This is a genomic window from Acidovorax sp. FJL06 (genome assembly GCF_003852545.1).
GTDB lineage: Bacteria > Pseudomonadota > Gammaproteobacteria > Burkholderiales > Burkholderiaceae_C > Acidovorax.
Map to the genome: position 1 here is coordinate 16,274 of NZ_QAJR01000015.1, position 20,184 is coordinate 36,457.

Annotated in this window: 17 protein-coding genes; 5 read left to right on the top strand and 12 right to left on the bottom strand. The window is 70.0% G+C overall.

Translation table 11 applies throughout. The features are described from left to right. The first annotated feature begins 175 nt into the window (after positions 1-175). The 4 genes from DBV10_RS09165 to DBV10_RS09180 all read left to right on the top strand — a co-directional run bounded on the left by DBV10_RS09165 (position 176) and on the right by DBV10_RS09180 (position 4,368). Positions 176-1,021 carry a DUF2189 domain-containing protein gene (locus DBV10_RS09165; RefSeq protein WP_124512818.1) on the top strand — a complete coding sequence of 282 codons (846 nt, stop codon included), beginning with the start codon at positions 176-178 and terminating at the stop codon, positions 1,019-1,021. Then, positions 1,018-1,230 (top strand): DUF2788 domain-containing protein, encoded by a 213-nt coding sequence (locus tag DBV10_RS09170; protein WP_124512820.1) that lies wholly within the window; start codon positions 1,018-1,020, stop codon positions 1,228-1,230. Before DBV10_RS09165 ends, DBV10_RS09170 begins: the two co-directional genes overlap by 4 nt. Positions 1,231-1,273: 43 nt before the next feature. Continuing rightward, a complete protein-coding gene (locus DBV10_RS09175) occupies positions 1,274-2,779 on the top strand; it encodes a M14 family metallopeptidase (RefSeq protein ID WP_124512822.1) in 1,506 nt (501 codons plus the stop codon). Positions 2,780-3,090: 311 nt separating this feature from the next. Further along, complete coding sequence (locus tag DBV10_RS09180; RefSeq protein WP_124512824.1) at positions 3,091-4,368, top strand: hypothetical protein; 1,278 nt, start codon at positions 3,091-3,093, stop codon at positions 4,366-4,368. A 72-nt stretch (positions 4,369-4,440) separates the two neighbouring features. Here the strand turns inward: DBV10_RS09180 and DBV10_RS09185 are convergent, their stop codons facing one another. The 12 genes from DBV10_RS09185 to DBV10_RS09240 form a co-directional block, all read right to left on the bottom strand. After that, positions 4,441-5,493 (bottom strand): tripartite tricarboxylate transporter substrate binding protein, encoded by a 1,053-nt coding sequence (locus DBV10_RS09185; protein ID WP_124512826.1) that lies wholly within the window; start codon positions 5,491-5,493, stop codon positions 4,441-4,443. Between the two features lie 32 nt (positions 5,494-5,525). After that, a complete protein-coding gene (locus DBV10_RS09190) occupies positions 5,526-6,914 on the bottom strand; it encodes a sensor histidine kinase (protein ID WP_124512828.1) in 1,389 nt (462 codons plus the stop codon). Between the two features lie 3 nt (positions 6,915-6,917). After that, positions 6,918-7,586 (bottom strand): response regulator, encoded by a 669-nt coding sequence (locus DBV10_RS09195; RefSeq protein WP_124512830.1) that lies wholly within the window; start codon positions 7,584-7,586, stop codon positions 6,918-6,920. A gap of 155 nt (positions 7,587-7,741) precedes the next feature. After that, positions 7,742-8,752, bottom strand: a complete 1,011-nt coding sequence (locus tag DBV10_RS09200; RefSeq protein WP_124512832.1) for a tripartite tricarboxylate transporter substrate binding protein — start codon at positions 8,750-8,752, stop codon at positions 7,742-7,744. A 129-nt stretch (positions 8,753-8,881) separates the two neighbouring features. Further along, positions 8,882-10,204, bottom strand: coding sequence for a hydroxysqualene dehydroxylase HpnE (gene hpnE / locus DBV10_RS09205; protein WP_124513069.1), 1,323 nt, complete (start codon positions 10,202-10,204; stop codon positions 8,882-8,884). 170 nt (positions 10,205-10,374) lie between these two features. After that, positions 10,375-11,214 carry a presqualene diphosphate synthase HpnD gene (gene hpnD, locus DBV10_RS09210; RefSeq protein WP_124512834.1) on the bottom strand — a complete coding sequence of 280 codons (840 nt, stop codon included), beginning with the start codon at positions 11,212-11,214 and terminating at the stop codon, positions 10,375-10,377. A gap of 94 nt (positions 11,215-11,308) precedes the next feature. Continuing rightward, complete coding sequence (locus DBV10_RS09215; protein WP_233589866.1) at positions 11,309-12,910, bottom strand: TRAP transporter large permease subunit; 1,602 nt, start codon at positions 12,908-12,910, stop codon at positions 11,309-11,311. Continuing rightward, entirely contained in the window at positions 12,856-13,401 is a 546-nt protein-coding gene (locus DBV10_RS09220; RefSeq protein ID WP_124512838.1) for a C4-dicarboxylate ABC transporter substrate-binding protein, read from the bottom strand. The genes DBV10_RS09215 and DBV10_RS09220 overlap by 55 nt, the downstream gene beginning before the upstream one ends. Positions 13,402-13,431: 30 nt before the next feature. Next, entirely contained in the window at positions 13,432-14,832 is a 1,401-nt protein-coding gene (locus DBV10_RS09225; RefSeq protein ID WP_124512839.1) for an L-serine ammonia-lyase, read from the bottom strand. A 422-nt stretch (positions 14,833-15,254) separates the two neighbouring features. Continuing rightward, positions 15,255-16,238 carry an ABC transporter substrate-binding protein gene (locus DBV10_RS09230; protein WP_124512841.1) on the bottom strand — a complete coding sequence of 328 codons (984 nt, stop codon included), beginning with the start codon at positions 16,236-16,238 and terminating at the stop codon, positions 15,255-15,257. Between the two features lie 32 nt (positions 16,239-16,270). After that, complete coding sequence (locus DBV10_RS09235; RefSeq protein ID WP_124512843.1) at positions 16,271-17,917, bottom strand: iron ABC transporter permease; 1,647 nt, start codon at positions 17,915-17,917, stop codon at positions 16,271-16,273. A 22-nt stretch (positions 17,918-17,939) separates the two neighbouring features. Beyond that, a complete protein-coding gene (locus tag DBV10_RS09240) occupies positions 17,940-19,022 on the bottom strand; it encodes an ABC transporter ATP-binding protein (protein ID WP_124512845.1) in 1,083 nt (360 codons plus the stop codon). Positions 19,023-19,266: 244 nt separating this feature from the next. Here DBV10_RS09240 and DBV10_RS09245 point away from each other — a divergent pair, with 244 nt between their 5' ends. Next, positions 19,267-20,163: a LysR substrate-binding domain-containing protein gene (locus DBV10_RS09245; RefSeq protein ID WP_124512847.1), complete on the top strand. Its 897-nt coding sequence runs from the start codon at positions 19,267-19,269 to the stop codon at positions 20,161-20,163. Positions 20,164-20,184: the final 21 nt, after the last annotated feature.

Here is a 20,184-nt window from a genome sequence, read left to right on the forward strand (position 1 = left end):
GCTTGGGGCGCGCCCGTGTCACGGGCGCGTGCTTCGATCCACCACGGGGTTGCGCAATGGCGGGCTCCCGAATTGCTTCTTGCTTCTTGCTTCAGGTCAAGGTTTGGGCGTGCGGTGGTTGATGCCGCTGCCCAATGACGCCACACTCACCCGTCGCTGTGCGACCCCTCCCACCATGCCCCGTAATCCCCCCCCATTGCCCACCGTCCGCACCATCGGCCTGATGCAGCCCATGACCTGGCTGGTGCTGGCCTGGCGCGACATGGCGCGGGCGGGCTGGATCAGCTTTGCGCATGGCCTGGCGCTCACGCTGTTTGGGGCCGCCATCTTTGCGGTGGGGCACTACCGGTTCTGGCTGCTGGCGGGGGCGCTGTCGGGCTTTCTGGTGGTGGCGCCCGTGCTGGCCACCAGCCTGTACGCCTTGAGCCGCGCGCTGGAGCGCCGCGAGAGCGCCAACCTGGGCGTGGTGCTCAAGACCTGGTTCAACTGGCAGAACAGCCATGTGAACAAATGGGGCAACGACTACTGGTGCATGGTGCAGTTTGGCGCCCTGCTGGCGCTGGCGGCCTCGGGCTGGGTCATGACCTCGGCGGCGCTCATCACGCTGCTGGCGCCGGTGCCGATCGAAACACCGCTCGACTTTCTGCGCCATGTGGTGATGGCCCGCGAGGGCTGGCTGTTCGAGATCTGGCTGGCGCTGGGCAGCCTCATGGCGGCGCCGATTTTTGCGTCCAGCGTGGTGGCCATGCCGCTGCTGCTGGACCGCCGCGCCACGCTGCTGCAGGCGGTGCTCACCAGCTGGCAGGCCGTGGTGGTCAACCCGCTGCCCATGGCGTTCTGGGCGGCGCTGATCCTGGGTTTCACCCTGCTGGGCCTGGGCTCGCTGCTGCTGGGCCTGATCGCCGTGATGCCCATGCTGGGCCATGCCAGCTGGCATGCGTACCGCGACCTGGTGGACGCATCCAGCCTGCCCGAGCGCGACCTGGCAGCACCCGTGCGCACGCCTGGAGGGGCATCGTGATTTTTGGTTTCACCGAGGCGCAGATCTCGGGCTTCTTCCTCACCTACGGGGTGGGGGCGTTCATCGCCTACATGCTGTTCATCATCGGGCAGCTGGCGTGGGAGTCCAAGGCCGGCCGCTTTGGCACCTTTGTGCTCTTCCTGGGCCTGGGCGTGGGGTTTGTGGGGTTTCTTGCCAAAATCGTGATCCAGTGGTGGCTGGAGAGGTGAGCGCGTGGTTGTGCTCCCCGGCCACCACGCTGCGGACCCTTCCATGACCCACCCCCTTGCCACTCTGCGCACCCGCGCCGAAACCAGCGCATTCACCGAAACCTCCACCCACGCCGACGTGCTGGCCTTTGTGGACGCGCTGGGTGCCCTGGGCGATGCGCGGCTGCACGTTGGCGACTTTGGCGCAACCCCCGAAGACCGCCTGCTGCCGCTGCTGGTGCTGTCGGCCCATGGCCACTTCACCCCCGCTGCCGCCTTGGCCAGTGGGCTGCCGGTGGTGCTGATCCTCTGCGGCATCCATGCGGGCGAGGTGGAGGGCAAGGAGGCCGCGATGATGCTGGTGCGTGACCTGCTGCAGGGCCAGCATGGCGACCTGCTGCAGCACTGCACGCTGCTGGTGGTGCCGCTGTTCAACCCCGATGGCAACGACCGGCTGAGTGCCGACCACCGCCCGCTGGACATCGCCCACCTGCGTGGCCAGGACGGCCCGGCCCTGGTGGGCACGCGCAACAATGCGGCCGGCGTGAACCTGAACCGCGACTACATGCGCCAGCAGGCCCCCGAGATGCGCCTGCTGCAGACCCGCGTGTGCCAGCCCTGGAACCCGCACCTCACGCTCGACTGCCACGCCACCAACGGCTCCATCCACCGCTATGCGCTGACCTACGACATCCCGCACACCGAACACAGCGGCCGCAGCGAACCCGTGGCCTACCTGCGTGAGCGCATGATGCCCGCCGTGCAGGCGGCTGTGAAGCGCACCGAGGGGCTGGACACCTTCTGGTACGGCAACTTCGTGCGCGACGAGGGCGGGCAAGGCCAGGGCTGGATCACCTACACCCACCACCCGCGCTTTGGCTGCAACTACCGGGGGCTGACCAACCGGCTCGACGTGCTGCTGGAGGCGTATGCGTACATCGGCTTCGCGGCGCGGGTGCAGGTCACCTACGCCGTGCTGCGCGAAGCGCTGCACTACGTGGCCGCACATGGCCCGGAGATCGTGCAGCTGCTGGCCGCCTGCGCCGAGCCGCCGCCGCAGGTGGCCATCCGCTACGCGCTGGAGGCCGTGCCGGACACCCAGGTGGAGGTGCTCACGCGCGCGCCCTACACGCTGCAGGGCGCGCCGGTGAGCGTGCAGGTGCCGCACTTTGCGCACTTCGTGCCCACGGCCCGGGTGCAGCGCCCCTGGGGCTATGCCATGCCCGCCGCTGCGGCCGAGCATCTGCGCGGCCACGGGCTGCAGGTGGCGCCGGTGCCGCCTGGCACCCGGCTGCAGCTGGAGGTGCCCACCTTCATCGCGCCCTGCGCCGAGCCCGGCCCCAAGATCCTGGAAGCCCAGGCCAGCACCTACTGGCGCGCCCGCCACGCGCGCACCGAGCGCGCCCTGCCCGAGGGCTGGTGCGTGGTGCCCAGCGGCCAGCCCCATGGCGCCATCGCCGTCTATGCCTGCGAGGCGGAAAGCGATGACGGGCTGGTGGCCAATGGCATCCTGCCGCCGCCCGTGGCGGGCGAGGAGATGGCGGTGTGGCGCGTGCTGCAGGCGCCCTGACGGCCTAGGGAAGAATCCACCGCACCCAGGGCAGTGCTTGCTGGGCTGTGAGGGCCGGGGCAGAGTGCCTGGTTGTGCGTCAGCTTTCTTCCCGGCCGCGCGCCCTGGCGATCGTGTGGCCCCGAAAAGAGCGATCGCGCCCTCTCACCGATGCGCTCTCTCCGGGCGCTGCGTGCCCGGAGAGGCGGCCAGGTCTGGCGGGGCCCGCCCCCCCGTGGCTTTGCGGCTTTGAACAGGTTCGTACGCATTCATTGCTTTCCGTCGGGTTCTGTTTCATGTAGAAACACACCGAGATGACAGGAGGGGTTGTGATGATTCGTAACTCGTTGATCGTCGTTGTCGTGGGCCTTGCGGTGGAGGGCGCCGGGGCGCTGTCCCTGGGGGCGCCCCAGGGACAGGTGTGGCTGGGAAAACCCATCGACCTGGGCTTTGAAGTCCAGTTGGACCCGGGCATGTCGGTGGACGCCGCGTGCCCGCAGGCGCGCCTGGTGTCTGGCGACCAGCCGATCCCGGCGGGGCGCGTGCAGGTGGGCCTGCAGCCGGGTGAGCCGGGGCGCAATCCGGTGGTGCGGGTCCAGTCTTCGCACCTGGCGGACGAGCCGGTGCTGATGGCCCAGGTGTCGATCAGTTGCACCGGCAGGGTGATGCGCGAATACACCTTTTTGGCGGACCTGCCGCCCACTGTTGCAGGGGGTACCCGGCCCATTGCGATCCCCTGGGACGTGCCGGCGCTGGAGGTTGCAGCGCCCCGGGGGGGAGCTGCTGCGGCGGACGGGGCCCTCGCGGTGGAGGGCGGAGCCCTGCCGCCGCGCAAGGCCTCAGCGGGTGAGCGCGTGGCGCGCAGGGCGGTGCGCCGGCCCTCGGTGTCTGTGGCGCGCAGCCCTTCGGGCGCCACGGTGGCGCCGCGCAGCCATGGCGCACCGGCCGAGCGGCCGCAGGAGGCCATGTCTCCCGCACCCCAGGTGGTGGCCAAGGCCGAGGCACAGGCCGAGGCAAAAGCACCGTCTCCCGCCGAGGCCCCGACGTTGGCATCTGCGCCAGCGGCGCCCGACGCGATCACAACCGCAGCGGGCCCGGCCAGGCCCCGGCTGGTGATGGAACCCCTGTCGATGCTGGTCACGCCGGCAATGTCCGGGGCGCAGTCCGCACCGGATGCCGCCACACTGGGCGCGGCGCAGCCCTCGGCCCTGGTGGGCAATGCGCTGTCCGGGCTGGGGTCTGAAGGGGCACGCATGCAGGCCCTGCAGGCTGAAATCGAACGCATGCGGGCGCAGGCCGAGCAGGACCGCCAAGCCACGCTGGCCTTGTTGGCGCGGCTGGAGAAGGTGGGCACGGGGTACTTTCCCGCTTCCTTGGCGTATGGCCTTCTGGGGCTATTGGGGTTGACGATGTTGGCCGCCGCCTGGGGGACCATGCGCATGCGCCGTGCCTTGGACGCATCGAACGCGGCGTGGCGCAACACGCTGACGGCCTATGCGGCGCAAGCGCCGGTGCCCCCGGCGGGGGCGGGTGCACCTGCGCATCGGGTGCCAGCAGCACCCCAGGCGGGGCAGGGGGGCCATGCGGCCGCTTTGCAAGGTGCGGGCTGAGGGAGGCAGCGCACGGGACGGGGGTTGCCGGCGCAATGGATTGGCCGCCGCCTTCAGGTCGTCAACAGGTTCTCAACGCGGCCAGGACCGCAGCCCCAGCTCCTGCGCCAGGCGGCGGTAGTCGGCCAGGCTGCGCTGCACATAGTCCTCCAGCGCGGCGCCGCTCAGGGCAAAGGGGTAGAGGCCATGGCGGGCGCACAACGCGGCATAGCCCGGGGCGGCCTGGGCCTCCTGCAGTGCGTGGGTCCAGGCGCGGGCATCGGCGTCGGGCACGCTGGCGGCCATGTACAAACCGCGCACGGTGGTCCACAGCAGGTCGACCCCTTGCTCGCGCGCCGTGGGCAGGGCGGCCAGCGCGCCTGGCAGGCGTGCGGGGGCCAGCACCGCCAGGATGCGCAGCGGCACGCCCTCGGCGGCGGCCTTCATGGCCTCGGCCGCATCGCCGGTGAAGAGGTCGATGTGCCGCCCGCCCAGGGCCTTGAGCGCCTCGCCCCCGCCTTCGAAGGACACGAAGCGCATGCGCTTGTGGTCTTGCCCCGCAGCCCGCACCAGCAGGGCTGCCTTGACCCAGTCCTGGCTGCCCAGCGTGCCGCCCGCGCCAAACACCACGCGGACCGAATCCCTTTGCAAGGCGGTGACGACATCCTGCAGGCGCTGGTGGGGGGCATCGCGGTGCACGGCCACCACGCCGTAGTCGTTGCCCAGCGTGGCAATCCAGCGCACGGCGCTGACCGGGTGGGGGCCGAAGCGGCCCTGTGCAATGTTGAGCAGCGAGCCGCTCGAAAACGCCACCAGCGTGCCAGGCCCGCCCAGCCGCCCGGTGGCCACCTGGTCGAACGCCACCGCCCCAATGCCCCCGGGCAGGTAGCGCGTGCGCAGCGGCGCCCTGCCGGGGCGCACGGCCTGCAGGGCCTGGGCGGCCAGTCCGCAGGTCAGGTCGAACCCGCCGCCTGGGCGCGAGGGGGCAATGCACTCGGCCGGCTCGGTGGAGGCGTCGCCCACGGCCCTGGCCATGGGCGCCATGCCGGCGCTGGCACAGGCCGCCAGCGTCAGCAGGGCCTGGCGGCGGTTGCCCTGCGCGGGCGGCTGGGGCGCGGCGGCAGGTGGGTGCGGGCGGGGCGGCATGGTGCGGAGGGGCGGGATAGCGTGCGGCGCGGTCAGGCGCGGGGCCACCAGAGTATCGCCAGAAGCCCCGGGCCTGCAGCGCGCGCCTGCAGGCGCAGGCTGCCCCGGTGGCGCTCGGCAATCGACCGCGCAATGGCCAGCCCCAGGCCCGAGCCGCCCGCCGTGGCCTGCGAGCCGCGCCGGTAGCGCTGGCCCAGGGCGTCGCGCTCGTCGGGCGGCAGGCCGGGGCCGTTGTCTTCCACGCCGATGCTCCAGCCCAGGCTGTCGCCTGCGGCCGACACGGTGATGGTGCCCTGGGCCGGGGTGTAGGCAATGGCATTGGCTGCCAGGTTGGTCAGGGCCTCGCGCAGCAGGCCACTGTCGCCCACGGCCTCGATGCCCGGGGCGGGCGTCTGGATGCCAAAGTCGATCTGCTTGGCGCGTGCCTGGGGCAGCAGCTCCAGCGCCACGGTGCGCAGCAGCGCGGCCAGGTCGAACGGGGCCAGTTCCACCGCCGCCGTGTCGCTGCGGCCCAGCGCCAGCAGCTGCTGGGTGCTGCGCGTGGCGCGGGCGATCTCGCCACCGATGGCGGCCAGCGTGTGCTGCACCTGGGCGGCGTCGCCCTCGCGGCGGGCGTAGTCGATCTGCATCTGCAGCGTGGTGAGGTGGGTGCGCAGCTGGTGGGAGGCATCGTCCAGAAACTGCCGCTGCTGCGCCACCAGGCCCTGCATGCGCGCCATCTGCTGGTTGACGGCACCCACCAGCGGGCGGATGTCGGCGGGCAGGTCGGCATCGGCCAGTGGCGTCATGTCATCGGGCTTGCGTGCCTGCACCTCGTGGGCCAGCCGTGCCAGCGGGCGCAGCGCAATCGCCAGCAGCGTGGCCGTGCCCAGCACCATCAGGGCCAGCACCAGGGCGTCGCGCTGCGCGGCGCGGCGCACGAAGCGGTGGGTGAAGTCCTGCCGCGACCGGGTGCTTTCGGCCACCTGCACCAGCACCGTGGGCGCGGGCGAAGCGGAGTCGGTGGCACGGCGGTAGGCCGCCAGCCGCACCGATTCACCGAAGTAGGTGGCGTCATAGAACTGCGGCACGCCGGGCTCCAGCGGTGCGGGCGGCAGAGGCAGGTCGGCGTTGCCCAGCTCGACCAGGCCATCGGACGACGCGACCCGGAAATACACGTTGCCGCTGGCCGTGAGTTCAAAGAACTCCAGCATGCTGTAGGGCAGCTCGACCGCAAGCCCGCCCGACGCACTGGAGATGTTGGCGTCAATGGCCTTGAGCGCGCCCAGCAGCGAGCGGTCATAGGCCGCGTTGGCCGCCTCCAGTGCGTCGTGCCGCGTCATCCACAGCTCCACCCCGGTCACCACGGCCAGCAGCGGCAGCAGCAGCCAGGCGAGCAGCCGCCACAGGCTGGCACGGCGCAGGCGTGCGCTCAGGCCCATGGCTCAGTCCGCCGACTCAAGCGCATAACCCAGCCCACGCAGCGTCACGATGCGCACGCCGCTGCCATCCAGCCGTTTGCGCAGCCGGTGCACAAACACCTCCACCGCTTCGGGGTGCACGTCCTCGTCGTCGGAGAACACGCGGTCCAGGATCTGCTGCTTGGAGAAGGGCTCGCCGCTGCGCTGCACCAGCACGCGCAGCACGGCCTGCTCGCGTGGTGACAGGGCCAGGGGCTCGCCATGCAGCGCGAACTGCTTGCGAGCGCTGTCGAACACCAGCGGGCCGCAGGCCAGGCGCGGGTGCTCGTTGCCACGCGCACGGCGCACCAGCGCATGCAGGCGGGCCTCCAGCTCGGCCAGCTCAAAAGGCTTGGCCAGAAAGTCGTCGGCCCCGGCGTTGAGCGAACGCACACGCTCGTCCAGCGAGTCGCGGGCCGTGAGGATCAGTGCGGGCAGGCGCTGGTCGCGGTCGCGCAGGCGCTGCAGCACGGCATGGCCGTCCAGCCCGGGCAAGCCCAGGTCCAGCACCAGCGCATCGTGGTCGTGCCGTTGCAGCGCGCGGTCGGCCAGGCGCCCGTCGTTCACCCATTCCACCTGGATGCCCGCGTGCTCCAGCGCCCGGCTCAGCCAGGTGCCCAGGTTGTGGTCGTCTTCGGCCAGGAGGATGCGCATGGGGGGATGCTACTGCCCTTGTGGGACGGCTTCGCTCTAGCGCGCACTGGTGGACACTGGCGCGCCCCAAGCCAGTGCCACCGTGGAGCGGGCTCTGCCCGGCCACGGGTGGCGTCCCCCTGGGGGGAAGGCGCGAAGCGGCTCAGGGGGGCTTCCTAGTCTGGCTTCACCTTCGCCCGCAGCAGCACCTTCTTCCAGCGCTCCTGCTCGGCCGCGATGAACTGCGCGAACTGCGCGGGCGTGCCGCCAATCGCTTCGGCGGCATCGGCATTCAGGCGCTCCAGCGAGGCGGGGGCCTTGACGGCCTTGGCGGTTTCGGTGGCCAGCTTGTCGAGATGGGCCGGGGCCAGGTTGGCGGGGGCGAGCATGCCGTACCACTGGGTCATCTCGAAGCCCGGAAAGCCCTGTTCGGCCACCGTGGCCACGTCGGGCAACTGGGGCAGGCGTTTGGCCGAACCGGTGGCAATGCAGCGCACCTTGCCCGACTTGATGAACGGCAGGATGGCGGCGGCGCCCACGGCCGAGGCCTCAAGGCGGCCCGAGAGCAGGTCGGTCATCATGGGGCCGGTGCCGCGGTAGGGCACGTGCAGCATGAACAGGTCGGCCGTCATCTTGAGGTATTCAAACGCCAGGTGCCCCGCGCTGCCGTTGCCGGCCGAGCCGTAGCTGAACTTGCCCGGGTTCTTCTTCACGTAGGCGATGAACTCCTTGAGGTTCTTGGCCGGCACATCGGGGTGCACCACGTACAGGCTGGGCACCTTGGCCAGCAGGCTCACGGGCTTGAAGTCCTTGTTGGCGTCGTAGGGCAGCTTGTCGAAGATGAAGGGGTTCACGGCCAGTGTGCCGATGTGGCCCAGGATCAGCGTGTGCTGGTCTTCCGCGCGGGCAACTTCGCCCATGGCGATGTTGCCGGCGGCGCCGGGCTTGTTGTCCACGTACACGCTCTGGCCCAGGGTCTTGCCCAGTTCGACAGCGGTGGATCGGGCCACGATCTCGGAGCTGCCGCCGGGGGCAAACGGCACCACGAAGCGCACGGACTTGGCGGGCCAGGCGGCCTGCGCCGAGGCGCCTGCGGGCAGCAGGCCGCCCAGGGCCAGTGCGCTGCCGGCGCCGAGCAGATGGCGCCGGGTGGGGGACAAAAGGGCGGGGTGTTCGTGTGAAAGCATGGGGGGTGTCTCCGTCAAAGCAAAAGGCGCATGCGGTATGCGTGTGGCGCCATGGTGCCGGGCGCGGGCTTTCGGAATGCTGTCAGCGGGATTGGTAGTTACCCGGGGGTCATGCCCCGGGGGGCGGCTTCAGCCCGCCGTGATGCAGGCGGCCACGGCGGTGCCGCTGAGCACGGCGCCCTCCAGCGTGGCGGGGTAGGGGCCTTGCACATAGTCGCCGCAGGCTGTCAGCCCGGGCAGCACCTGCATGCCGGGGCGCTGCAGGCCGGGGGTGCAGGCAAAGGTGGCACGTTTTTCCACCACGGTCTGCACGGGCTGCAGGCCAGGCAGTGCCAGTTGCGTGGCGGCCTGTTGCAGCACCTGCTGCTCGATCTGGGCCCGGTCGCCGTCGCTGGCGCTCACCACGAAAGCCAGCAGCCCGTGCTGGCCGTCAAGCTGGCCCCGGTCGAACACGAACTGCGCCGGGTGCGCGGCGGTGTTGCGCAGCGCCAGCATGGGCTGAGGCAGGCGTGCGCTCTGGGCATGGGCATAGACGGTGGTGATGGCCTCAAAACGCAGGGTGCTGGCCGCAGCGCTCCAGCGGCCCGCCGCCGCCAGGCCCGCGGTGCCTGCCAGGCCTTCGGCGAGCCGGCTGGCCTCCCAGGAGGGGCAGGCCAGGGTGACGTGGTCGAACGCTTCGGGGGCATCGGCCTCTTTGGCTGCGTTGCCGGTGCCCACCAGTTGCCAGCGCCCGCCTGGCAGGGGCAACAGGCGCTGAATGCGCTGGCCGGTGATGACCTGCCCGCCATGGCGTGGCAGCCAACGTGCGGCCGCCTCGGGAAACAGGGCGCCCAGGTCAGCGCGCGGCAGCAGCAGGTTGGAGCCGCCACGTCCGCTGAACAGGCTGTCCTGCAGCACACGCAGAAACACCTGGCCGCTGGCCTCATGTGCCGGGGTGTTGAGGGCCGACACGCACAGCGGGTCGATGAACTCGGCCATCAGGCGCGGGGTGAGCGGGGCGCACAGTGCGGCCACCGAGGTCTGGGGTGCGCAGCGAAAGCCGCGCAGTTGCCAGGCGGTGGCCGTGCGCAGCAGCGCCAGCTTGTCGCGCCAGTGCCAGCCTTTGGCGCGGGCGATGCCCAGCAAAGCATCCAGCGGGGGCGGCAGGTTGGGCAGTTGAAGGCCCTGGCCGTCGGGAAACTGCAGCGTGAGCGGCAGGCGCAGCAGGGCGGTTTGTGCGTCCACCCCCACCAGCCGCATCAGGCGCAGGCTTTCGGTGTAGGCGCCGATGAGGATGTGCTGGCCATTGTCGAGCGTGGCGGGGCTGCCGCCCGGCAAGGTGCCCTGCACGGCGCGCGCGCGGCCACCCACGGTGCGCGCGGCCTCGAACACGGTGACCCGGCGGCCCGCTTGGGTGTGGGCAATGGCGGCGGCCATGCCGGCCCAGCCCGCGCCAACCACCGCGACGTTCACGGCGACTTTCATACCCAACTACATCTCCAGAGAAGGATCCGGACGCATGCGACCGGCGTGGCCCAGGCCAGCGCCACCGCGCAAGGGCCGCCCCGCCGCGCTGGTGGCGTCCCCCTTCCCGGCGAAGCCGAGAGAAGGGGGAAGCGGCGCAGCCGCACAGGGGGTTGCATTCACATTCTGCCCAGGGCCTGGACCTTCCACGCCAGCCAGAACTTGCGCAGCGGCGTGAGGCGGATGCGCTGGTGCAGCACCTGGAAGTTCTCGTGCTCGATCTCGCGCAGCAGGGTGCGGTAGATGTTGGCCATCATGAGGCCGGGTTTCTGCGCGCGGCGGTCCGCATCGGGCAGCAGGGCAAACGCCTCGTCGTACAGCCCGTGCGCGCGCTCGGCCTGAAAGCGCATCAGCGCCGTGAAGCGGTCGGAGTAGGTGCGTTTCAGGATCTCGTGCGCCTTCACATCGAACTGCTGCAGCTCGTTCACGGGCAGGTAGATGCGGCCCAGCATGGCGTCTTCGCCCACGTCGCGGATGATGTTCGTGAGCTGGAACGCCAGGCCCAGCTTGTGGGCATATTCGGTGGTGCGCGGGTCGGTCTGGCCGAAGATGCGTGCGGCGACCTCGCCCACGATGCCCGCCACCAGGTGGCAGTAGCCCTTGAGGCCGGCAAAGTCGAGGTAGCGGGTCTGCTCCAGGTCCATCTGGCAGCCGTCGATCACGGCCTGCAGGTGGCGCTGCTCGATGCCGTAGTCGGCGGCCAGCGGCATCAGGGCCTGCATCACGGGGTGGCTGGGCTGGCCCGCGTAGGCCTTGCTCACTTCGGCCTGCCACCAGGCGAGCTTGGTGCGGGCCACGCCGGGGTCGGTCACTTCATCGACCACATCGTCCACCTCGCGACAAAACGCATAGAACGCCGTGATGGCCGCGCGGCGTGGCGCGGGCAGGAAGAGAAAGGCGTAATAGAAGCTGCTGCCTGAGGCCACGGCTTTTTGCTGTACGTACTGCTGCGGTGTCATGGGGCGAGATTGTCCCATGGCGCACGGGGGCGGGCGGCCCCGTGGCATTTATCGTGTTTTAGGGCGCTGCGGCAGGATGGGTGAGCGCAAGCAGCTATTGATTTTGTAGCTTTTCGGTGGCAGATGCCGGCATGTCGGGGGCAGCGGGTGCGCCGGGGTTCTCCGGCGCATCGGGGGCATCGTCCGGGCGCTGCGACATCTCCCGCATCAGGGCGTCGAGGTCGTCGCCCTGGATGGTGGTTTCCGGCAGTGTGGCCGGTGTGGTGCGCAGCCACTGGGTGGTGGCGGGCACGGCCAGCACCAGGGCCAGCACGGCCAGCAGGCTCAGCAGATAGGGGGCCAGCGCCCGGGCCACGGCGGCCATGGCGGGGCGCGGCGCCGCCTGGGCACGCGCCAGCACCAGTGCGTAGCCCAGCGGGGGCAGCAAAAAGCCGGCCTGCAGCACCAGCAGCGTGAGGGCCGCCACCCAGGCGGCGTCGTCCACCAGCGCCAGCAGCGGCGGCATCACGATGGGGATGATCAGGAAGATCAGCTCGAACGCATCCAGCACAAAGGCCGAGCCCAGCAGCACCGCCAGCACCACGGCCATGGCGAGCAGGGGCTGGCCTTGCAGTGCGCGCATCCAATCGGCCACGAGCAGGTCAGTGCCAAACGCACGCAGCACCAGCGAGAAGGTGACGGCGGCCACCAGCAAGGCAAACAGTGCGCCGGTGAGCGCGAGCGCGTCGTCCAGCACCTGCCCCAGCCGCTGCCGGGTGAGCTGGCGCGACACCACACCCCAGGCCAGCAGCAGCACCCCGGCGGTGGCGGCAGCCTCTACGGCCCGCACCTGCCCGGTGGTGACCAGGGCCAGCAGCGCCACGATGAAGGTGGGCACCAGCACCAGCGTCCAGCGCTCGCGGCGGGTCAGGGGCCCGCGCGGGGCATGGCGGGTGTCGGTGGTCGGGGCGGCGGTGCGCGTCAGCCACCAGGTCACGGCCAGCCACAGCACCAGCAGCATCACGCCCGGTGCCAGGGCGGCCTGCAGCACGTCCTGGGTGTTGATGATGCGCGTGCCGGCCTGGGCGGTGGCCAGGCCGCGCTGGGCGGCCAGCGCCAGGCCCTCGGTGTGGGCGCGCAGCATGGCGTCGCCCAGCAGTAGCAACACCAGCGACGGCGGCACGATGATGCCCAGCGTGCTGGCCACGGCCACCAGGGCCGTGCGGCGCGCGGGGGGCATGCCTTCATGGGCCCAGGCCTGCCCGGCGGTGCGCGACAGGGTGAGCAGGCTGGCGCCCACCGACCCGTTCATGGGCGCCAGGAGCATGCCCACGGCCAGGCCGGCCATCTCGGACGCGGCCCGCCGCCCGGCCAGCCGCGCGATGGCCTTGTGCAAGCCGCTGTAGAGGCCGCCGACCAGCGCCAGGTGGTTGAGCAGCGCGCCCACCACGGCATACAGCACCAGGGCCTGCAGCAGGTCGTGCTCCAGCAGGCCCACGATGCGCTCGGGCAGGCTGCGCAGCACCGCAATGTCGAACGCACCCAGGGCCAGGCCCGCCAGGGCGCCCAGGGTGCTCACGGCCAGCAGCACGGCATAGGTGGCCCAGCCGGTGGTCATCATCAGCACCAGGGCCAGCCCCAGCAGCAGCAAACCCACCGCGCTCATGCGGCGGGCCCCTTGGCTGCTGTGGCGGCCGTGGCCGCGCGCGTGGCGCATGCGGCACGCCACAGGTCCACCAAGGCCTGCAGTGCCAGCAGGCTGGCCAGCAACAGCAGCGCGGCCTTGACCACGAAGTAGCCGGGGTTGGCGGTTTCCGGAAAGCTCTCCAGCCCGCGCACCGACCGCCATACCGTGGGGGCCGCGTTGATGCACACGAACACCGCCCAGGGCAGCACCGCCAGGGGGGCCCCCATGCCGCGCAGTGCACGCAGCCATGGGCCGCCCACGTGGGCCAGGTCGGGCCGGCTCACCAGGTGCGCGCCGCGCCGCCCGGCATGCCGCAGCGCCACCGCCACGTACAGCGCGAACACGGCCTGGGCCAGGTCGTTGGCCTGGCTGGAGCCCGCACCCACGCCGTCGCGCAGCGGCCACTGCAGGAACAGCAGCAGCACGATCAACAGGGCCAGGGGCATGGCCAGGGCGCTCAGGCGGTTGAGCCCGCGCTCCAGGGGCAAGGGGGTGGCGGGCTCTTCAGGCGGCAGGTGCATGGGGGCGGAGGGCGGGCAAGAGGCTGTGGGTCAGCATTCGACCACATTCACCGCCAGGCCCCCGCGCGAGGTTTCCTTGTATTTGATCTTCATGTCGGCACCGGTCTGCATCATGGTCTTGATGACCTTGTCGAGCGAGACCACATGCTGGCCGTCGCCGCGCAGCGCCATGCGCGCGGCGTTGATGGCCTTGATGGCGCCCATGGCGTTGCGCTCGATGCAGGGGATCTGCACCAGGCCGCCCACGGGGTCGCAGGTCATCCCGAGGTTGTGTTCCATGCCGATCTCGGCCGCGTTCTCGATCTGCTCGGGGCTGCCGCCCATCACGGCCGCCAGGGCGCCAGCCGCCATGGAGCAGGCCACGCCCACCTCGCCCTGGCAGCCGACCTCGGCGCCCGAGAGCGAGGCGTTTTCCTTGTAGATGATGCCGATGGCGCCTGCGGTGAGCAAGAAGGTGGCGATGCCGTCTTCGTTGGCGCCGGGCAAAAAGTTCACGTAGTAGTGCAGCACGGCCGGTATCACGCCCGCTGCGCCATTGGTGGGCGCGGTCACCACGCGGCCACCGGCGGCGTTTTCTTCGTTGACGGCCATGGCGTAGAGGTTCACCCAGTCGAGCATGGAGAGCGGGTCGCGCAGCGCGGCCTCGGGCGATCGGCTGAGCTTTTGGTGCAGCTCGGCCGCGCGGCGGCGCACATGCATGGGGCCGGGCAAGGTGCCGGTGCTGGCGCAGCCGCGCCGCACGGCGCCGGCCATGGTGTGCCAGATGGTCAGCAGCTGGCGCCGCACCTCGGCGCTGCTGCGCCAGTGCTGCTCGTTGGCGGCCATGAGCTGGGCCATGGTCAGGCCAGTGGCCTGGCACTGCGCCAGCAACTCGGCCCCGGTGCGAAAGGGGTGGGGCAGGCCGTTGCCATGCCCGGCGGCGTCGGGCCCCGTGGGGCCGGTGGCGTTGAGCACGCGCTCGCCCGCTGCATCGACCACAAAGCCGCCGCCCACCGAGTAGTACTCGCGCAGGGCGATCTCCTGGCCCTGCGCATCCAGTGCGCGGAAGGCCATGCCATTGGGGTGCATGGGCAGGCTCTTGCGGCGGAACAGCAGGTGCTCCTTTTCGGCAAAGGGCACGGCGTGCTCGCCCAGCAGCACCAGGGTGCCGCTGCTGCGGATCTGCGCGATGGCGGGGGCGATCTGGTCGGGGTCGATGCGGTCGGGTTCGTGCCCGGCCAGGCCCAGCAGCACGGCGCGGTCCGTGCCGTGGCCCACGCCGGTGGCCGACAGCGAGCCGAACAGCTCGACCACCACGCTGTGCACGGCCGCCAGGCCCACGCTGGCCTGCAGGTGGCAGGCAAACTGCCGCGCGGCAATCATGGGCCCCACGGTGTGGGAGCTGGACGGCCCGATGCCGATCTTGAAGAGGTCGAAAACGCTGACGGACATGGTGGATGGGTACCGGGTCGGTTCCACGGGCGCATGGGGCGGGCCATGCCGCCACGCAAGGAGAAACCCGCGAAGGTGTGGATGGGCTCCGTCGCGGGGTGGGGCTGCCATGGCAGCATGATTTCTTCGCATCGCCCGCATTTGTGGTGCAAGGGTGGCCGTGAGGCTACCCCTGCCGGGCCGGGGCCGCACAGGCGTTATCCCTGAGTGGCCTGCAGGTGCCGTGACCCCCGGGCGGTGTGTGGCGCACGGATGCTATTGTTTATATAGCTGTTTCCGCTGGATGGCATTGGCTTGCAGGCCGGTATGGCCATGGTGGAGCGCGCCGGGGTCTTCTTGTTGGTGCGGCTTGCGGCCCATGAATGTTTCTTACATTTGGCCGGGTGGCGCGGACGCACCATCCGTACCACTCGGCGCGGTGATCAGCGCGCCTTGCTCACTGCGATGTTCCACAGCGCCACGAGCTGCTCATACTCGGCTGAGGCCTTGTCCTGGTCCAGCGGGAAGATCTTGATCGCCTTGAGGTCGGGCAGCGCGGTGAGCTTGGAGACTGCGATGTCGGTGCGTGTGGGGCGGCGGAAGTTCTTCACCAGCAGGGCCTGCTGCACCTCCTTGCTGAGCAGGCCGTTGTACAGCGCCTTGGCGGCTTCCATGTTCTTGGCGCCCTTGACGATGAACATGCCTTCGGGCGCCAGGTAGCTGCCTTCGGCGGGGTAGACCAGCTTGATTTCCTTTTGCCCGCCGGCCACGTACTCCTGCGCGGCGTACTCGATGGTCAGGCCCACGGGGTACTCACCTGCGGCCACGCCCTTGTAGGTGGTGCCCGAGGACGAGGTGACCACGGCGTTGGCCGCAATCTTCTCCAGCCCGTCCTTGCCGAACTGCTTGAGCAGGCCATACACCAGCATGTAGGCGGTGGCGCTCTTGCTCGGGTCGGTGATGGCGAACTTGCCCTTCCACTCGGGCTTCATCAGGTCCGACCAGGTCTTGGGCGCGGCCAGGCCCTTGAGCTGGCGTTCGTTGACCATGAGCACCATCACGTGCAGGTTGGTGCCCACCCACAGGTTGTCGGGGCCGCGGAACTCGGCGGGAATGGCGGCCAGGTCGGGCGACTTGTAGGGCTCCAGCAGGTCCTTGTAGGCCCCCATGGTGCCGAAGCCGCCGCTCCACAGCACGTCGCCGCGCGGGTTCTTGGCCTCGGCCTGGATGCGCTTCATGAGCGAGCCCGTGCCGCCGGTAACCTGCTGCACGTTGAGCGAGCCGGCCTTCTGCTTGACCACGTTGAGCGCGGTCTCGATGGTCTCGGTGTTGTTGGAGGAGTACAGCACCACGGTCTGGGCCTGGGCCAGGCTGGCGGCCAGGCCGATGGCGGCCAGCGTGCATTGCAACAGGGTCTTGATCTTCATGGAAGGCCTCTTGGTGGTGAAAAGGTGGGGAGTTACTTGCTCGAGAACAGGTTGATGCGGAAGACCTTGATGGCGACCACGATGGGCAGCAGGATCACGCTGACCAGGGCTGCGCCATAGGCCGATGCCAGGCCCAGCCGCCCGCCATCGACCTGGCGGAAGATGGCGATGGGCATGGTCTCCAGGCCGCCGGTGTAGACCACCACCGAGGCCGACAGCTCGGAGATGGTGGTCACCCACATCAGGATGGCGGCCGAGATGAGCGAGGCCTTCATGGCCGGCAGGATGACCTTGAAGAAGGTCATGAGCGGCGACACGCCCAGGCTGATCGAGGCCTCTTCGATCGAGTCCGGGATGTTGAACAGCGTGGACGATGCGTTGCGCACCGCAAACGGCAGCCGGCGCACCGTGTAGGCCAGCACCATGATGCCCGAGCTGCCCGCCAGGATGAGCCAGCCGGTGTTGAAGGTCTGCACCAGCGCAATGCCCAGCACCGTGCCCGAGATGGTGAGCGGCAGCACCACGATGTAGTCGAGCGCCTGGGTGAAGGTGTTGCGCTTCTTGATGGTCAGGTAGCTCACCAGCAGCGCGAAGGCCACCCCCGCCAGCGTGGCGATGGACGAGAACTGGATGGAGTTGATGATGGGCTCGGGCGCGCCCTGCAGCGCGCGCTGCAGGCTGCCCAACGACCAGCTGCCCCAGCGCATGACCGGGCCGCTGGTTTCGGTGAAGGCGCCCACGAACACGATCACCAGCGGCAGCATGGACGCCAGGATGACCAGGCCCACAGTGACGGTGAACAGCAGCGCCGCACCCGAGCGCACACGCACCGGCGCGGGTGCGCGGCCCTGGGTCATGGTGTACATCTTGCGCTCGACCACGCGCTTCTGGAAGAACAGCACGATGGCCACGATGGCGATGGACACCACCGACATGGCGCTTTGCAGCGCCGGGCTGCCGCCCATCTCGCTCACGAAGGTGTTGTACGTCATCACCGACAGCAGCGGCACGCGGCTGCCCAGCAGCATGGACAGCGCGAAGTTGCCCACCACCAGCGTGAACACCACCAGCGCGTTGACCAGCACGGCGGGCAGCATCACCGGCACCAGCACGCGCATCTTGGTCACGAAGGGCGAGGTGCCCAGGCTCAGGCCCGCTTCTTCCAGTGCACCATCAAAGCCGCGCAGCGCGGCCAGCACGCCCAGGTAGATGTAGGTGTAGTACACCAGCGTCATCGAAAAGACCATGCCCGTCCAGCCGTAGAACGAGGGCAGTTCCACGCCCATGTCGGCGAAGAAGTTGGTCAGCAGGCCGTTGTTGCCCAGGATCAGCAGCCATGACTGGCCGACGATGATCTCGGGGATCACGATGGTCATGATGGGCAGCACGGCCACCAGGTTCTTGAGCGGGAACTCGTAGCGCGCCACCATGTAGGCGAACGGTACGCCCACCAGCACGGTGCAGGCGGTGACGGAGAAGCCCAGCACCAGCGTGTTCTTGAAGGCCAGCAGGTACTGGCTGTCCTTTGCCAGCGCGGCGAAGGCGGCCAGCGAATAGCCGCCGCCGTCGTCCACCACGCTGTTGCCGAACAGCACGGCCAGCGGGTACAGCACGAAGAAGGAGAGCAGGACCAGGCTGACCAGCGTCAGCACGCCCCAGGGCCACCAGTTGATTTTCATGGCTTGCTTTCGGGGTGGGTGGTCATGCGCTGACGACGCGGCTGTCGGCAGGCACCAGCACCTGCACGGCATCGCCGGCCTGGAAGTCGGCCACGGTGTTGCCCGCGTGCAGCTCGACGCGGATCTCGGGGCCGTCCTGCAGCGCGATGCGGTAGGCCGTCTTGAAGCCCAGGTACTGGCGGCGCAGCACCTGGCCGTGCAGGGCGTTGGGCACATGCGGGGCCGGGGCCATGAGCGACAGGTCCTCGGGCCGGGCGATGAGCACGCTGTCGTTGCCCAGCTGGGGGCCGCCCTGCACGCCGTCCAGCGCCTGGCCGGCCAATTGGTAGCGCACGTGGGGGGCGGTGCTGGCGGCGCCGTCGTCCACGCGCCGGGCGGCCACGGGGATCACGTTGGCCGAGCCGATGAAGTCGGCCACGTAGGCATTCACGGGGGTGCCGTAGAGCTCCTCGGGCGTGCCCAGCTGCGCGATGGAGCCGCGGTCCATGATGGCGATGCGGTCGGACATGGCCAGGGCTTCCTCTTGGTCGTGGGTGACGAAGACGGTGGTGATGCCCGCCTCGCGCACCAGGTCCAGGATCACGTCGCGCATCTGCAGGCGCATCTTGGCATCGAGGTTGGACAGGGGCTCGTCCATCAGCAGCACGCGCGGGCGGATCACCAGGGCGCGGGCCAGGGCCACGCGCTGGCGCTGGCCGCCGCTCATCTGCGCGGGGTAGCGGTCGGCCAGGGCCGACAGGCCCACCTTCTCCAGGGCTTCGCCCACGCGGCGCACGATCTCGGGTTTGGCCACCTTGCGCGCGCGCAGGCCGTAGGCCACGTTGTCGAAGGCCGACTTGTCGGGGAACAGCGCGTAGTCCTGGAACACCATGCCGATGTCGCGGTGGTGGGTGGACACGCGGGTCACGTCGTCCTTGTCGAACAGCAGGCGCCCGCCATCGGGCTCGTAGAAGCCCGCGATGCAGCGCAGCAGCGTGGTCTTGCCGCAGCCGCTGGGGCCCAGCAGGGTGTAGAAGGCGCCGTCAGGGATGTGCAGCGAGAGGTTTTGCAGCACGGTCTGGCCGCTGAACTGCTTGACGATGCCGTCGATGGTGATGGATGCCATGGCGTGTAGGGTGGGTGCGGTGACCGCTGGTGGGCCATGATAGGGAGCGGGGTGCTGCGGCCACCAGCGCTTTTTTATGGGGTGTGCGGTTAGTTTTTCTAATGGGCGCCTCCCCTAAGATGTAAGCGCTTGTTGTGCCCCTTCGCGTTGAAAGCCACCCCGTTGCCCATGCTCCCCGTTGTCGCCCGCCAGATGGTTCCGTGCATGCGCTGCGCCGTGCGCGGGCAGGGCTGAGGGCGACGGCATGGCGACCCGCGTGCTTCCGCCGCTCAAGGCCCTGCGCGCCTTCGAGGCGGCGGCGCGCCACGCCAACTTCACGGCGGCTGCGGATGAGCTGAGCATCACCCACAGCGCGGTGAGCCAGCAGATTCGCCTGCTGGAGGACTACCTGGGCCAGCCGCTGTTCACCCGCGAGGCGCGCGGCGTGGTGCTGTTGCCCCATGCGCGCGAGTATTTCCTGGAGGTGCAGGCCAGCCTGGACCGCATTGCGGCGGCCACCGGGGCCGTCAAGTCGCCGGGCGGGCGGCGCACGCTGCGCGTGTGCACCTCGCCGTCGCTGGCCATGAAGTGGCTGATACCGCGGCTCAGCGGCTTCCAGGCCCTGGTGCCCGAGGCGGAGGTGCAGCTGTCCACCATGGGCCGCCAGTTCATCGAGCGCGCCGACGCCAGCAACGACGTGGTGATACAGCGCATGCCCATGCAGCGGCCCGAGCACACCTGCGTGCGCGTGCTCGACGACTACCTGCTGCCCGTGGCCTCGCCGCGCTTCATCCAGAACAACCGCCTGCACACCGCAGCCGACTGCCTGGGCCACCCGCTGCTGCAGGTCAGCGGCGGCATGGACGCCTGGCCCCGGTGGTTCGGCCTGGCCGGGCTGCAGGTGCCGGCGCAGTTGCCGGGCCCGGTGTTCGACCACCAGTTCCTGTGCATGCAGGCCGCCATGAACGACCTGGGCATTGCCCTGGTGCCCTGGTGCCTGCTGCAGGAGGATGTGCACGCGGACCGGCTGCGCCCGCTGTTCGCCCACCCGCGCCTGCAGGGCCCGGGTGTGTATGCGCAGTACCGCACGGACAACCCGCTGGCCGGGCTGGCGCGCCAGTTCATCGACTGGCTGGGCCTGCAGGGGCATGCGGGTGTCTGATCCCTTTGTTGCTTTCCCTGA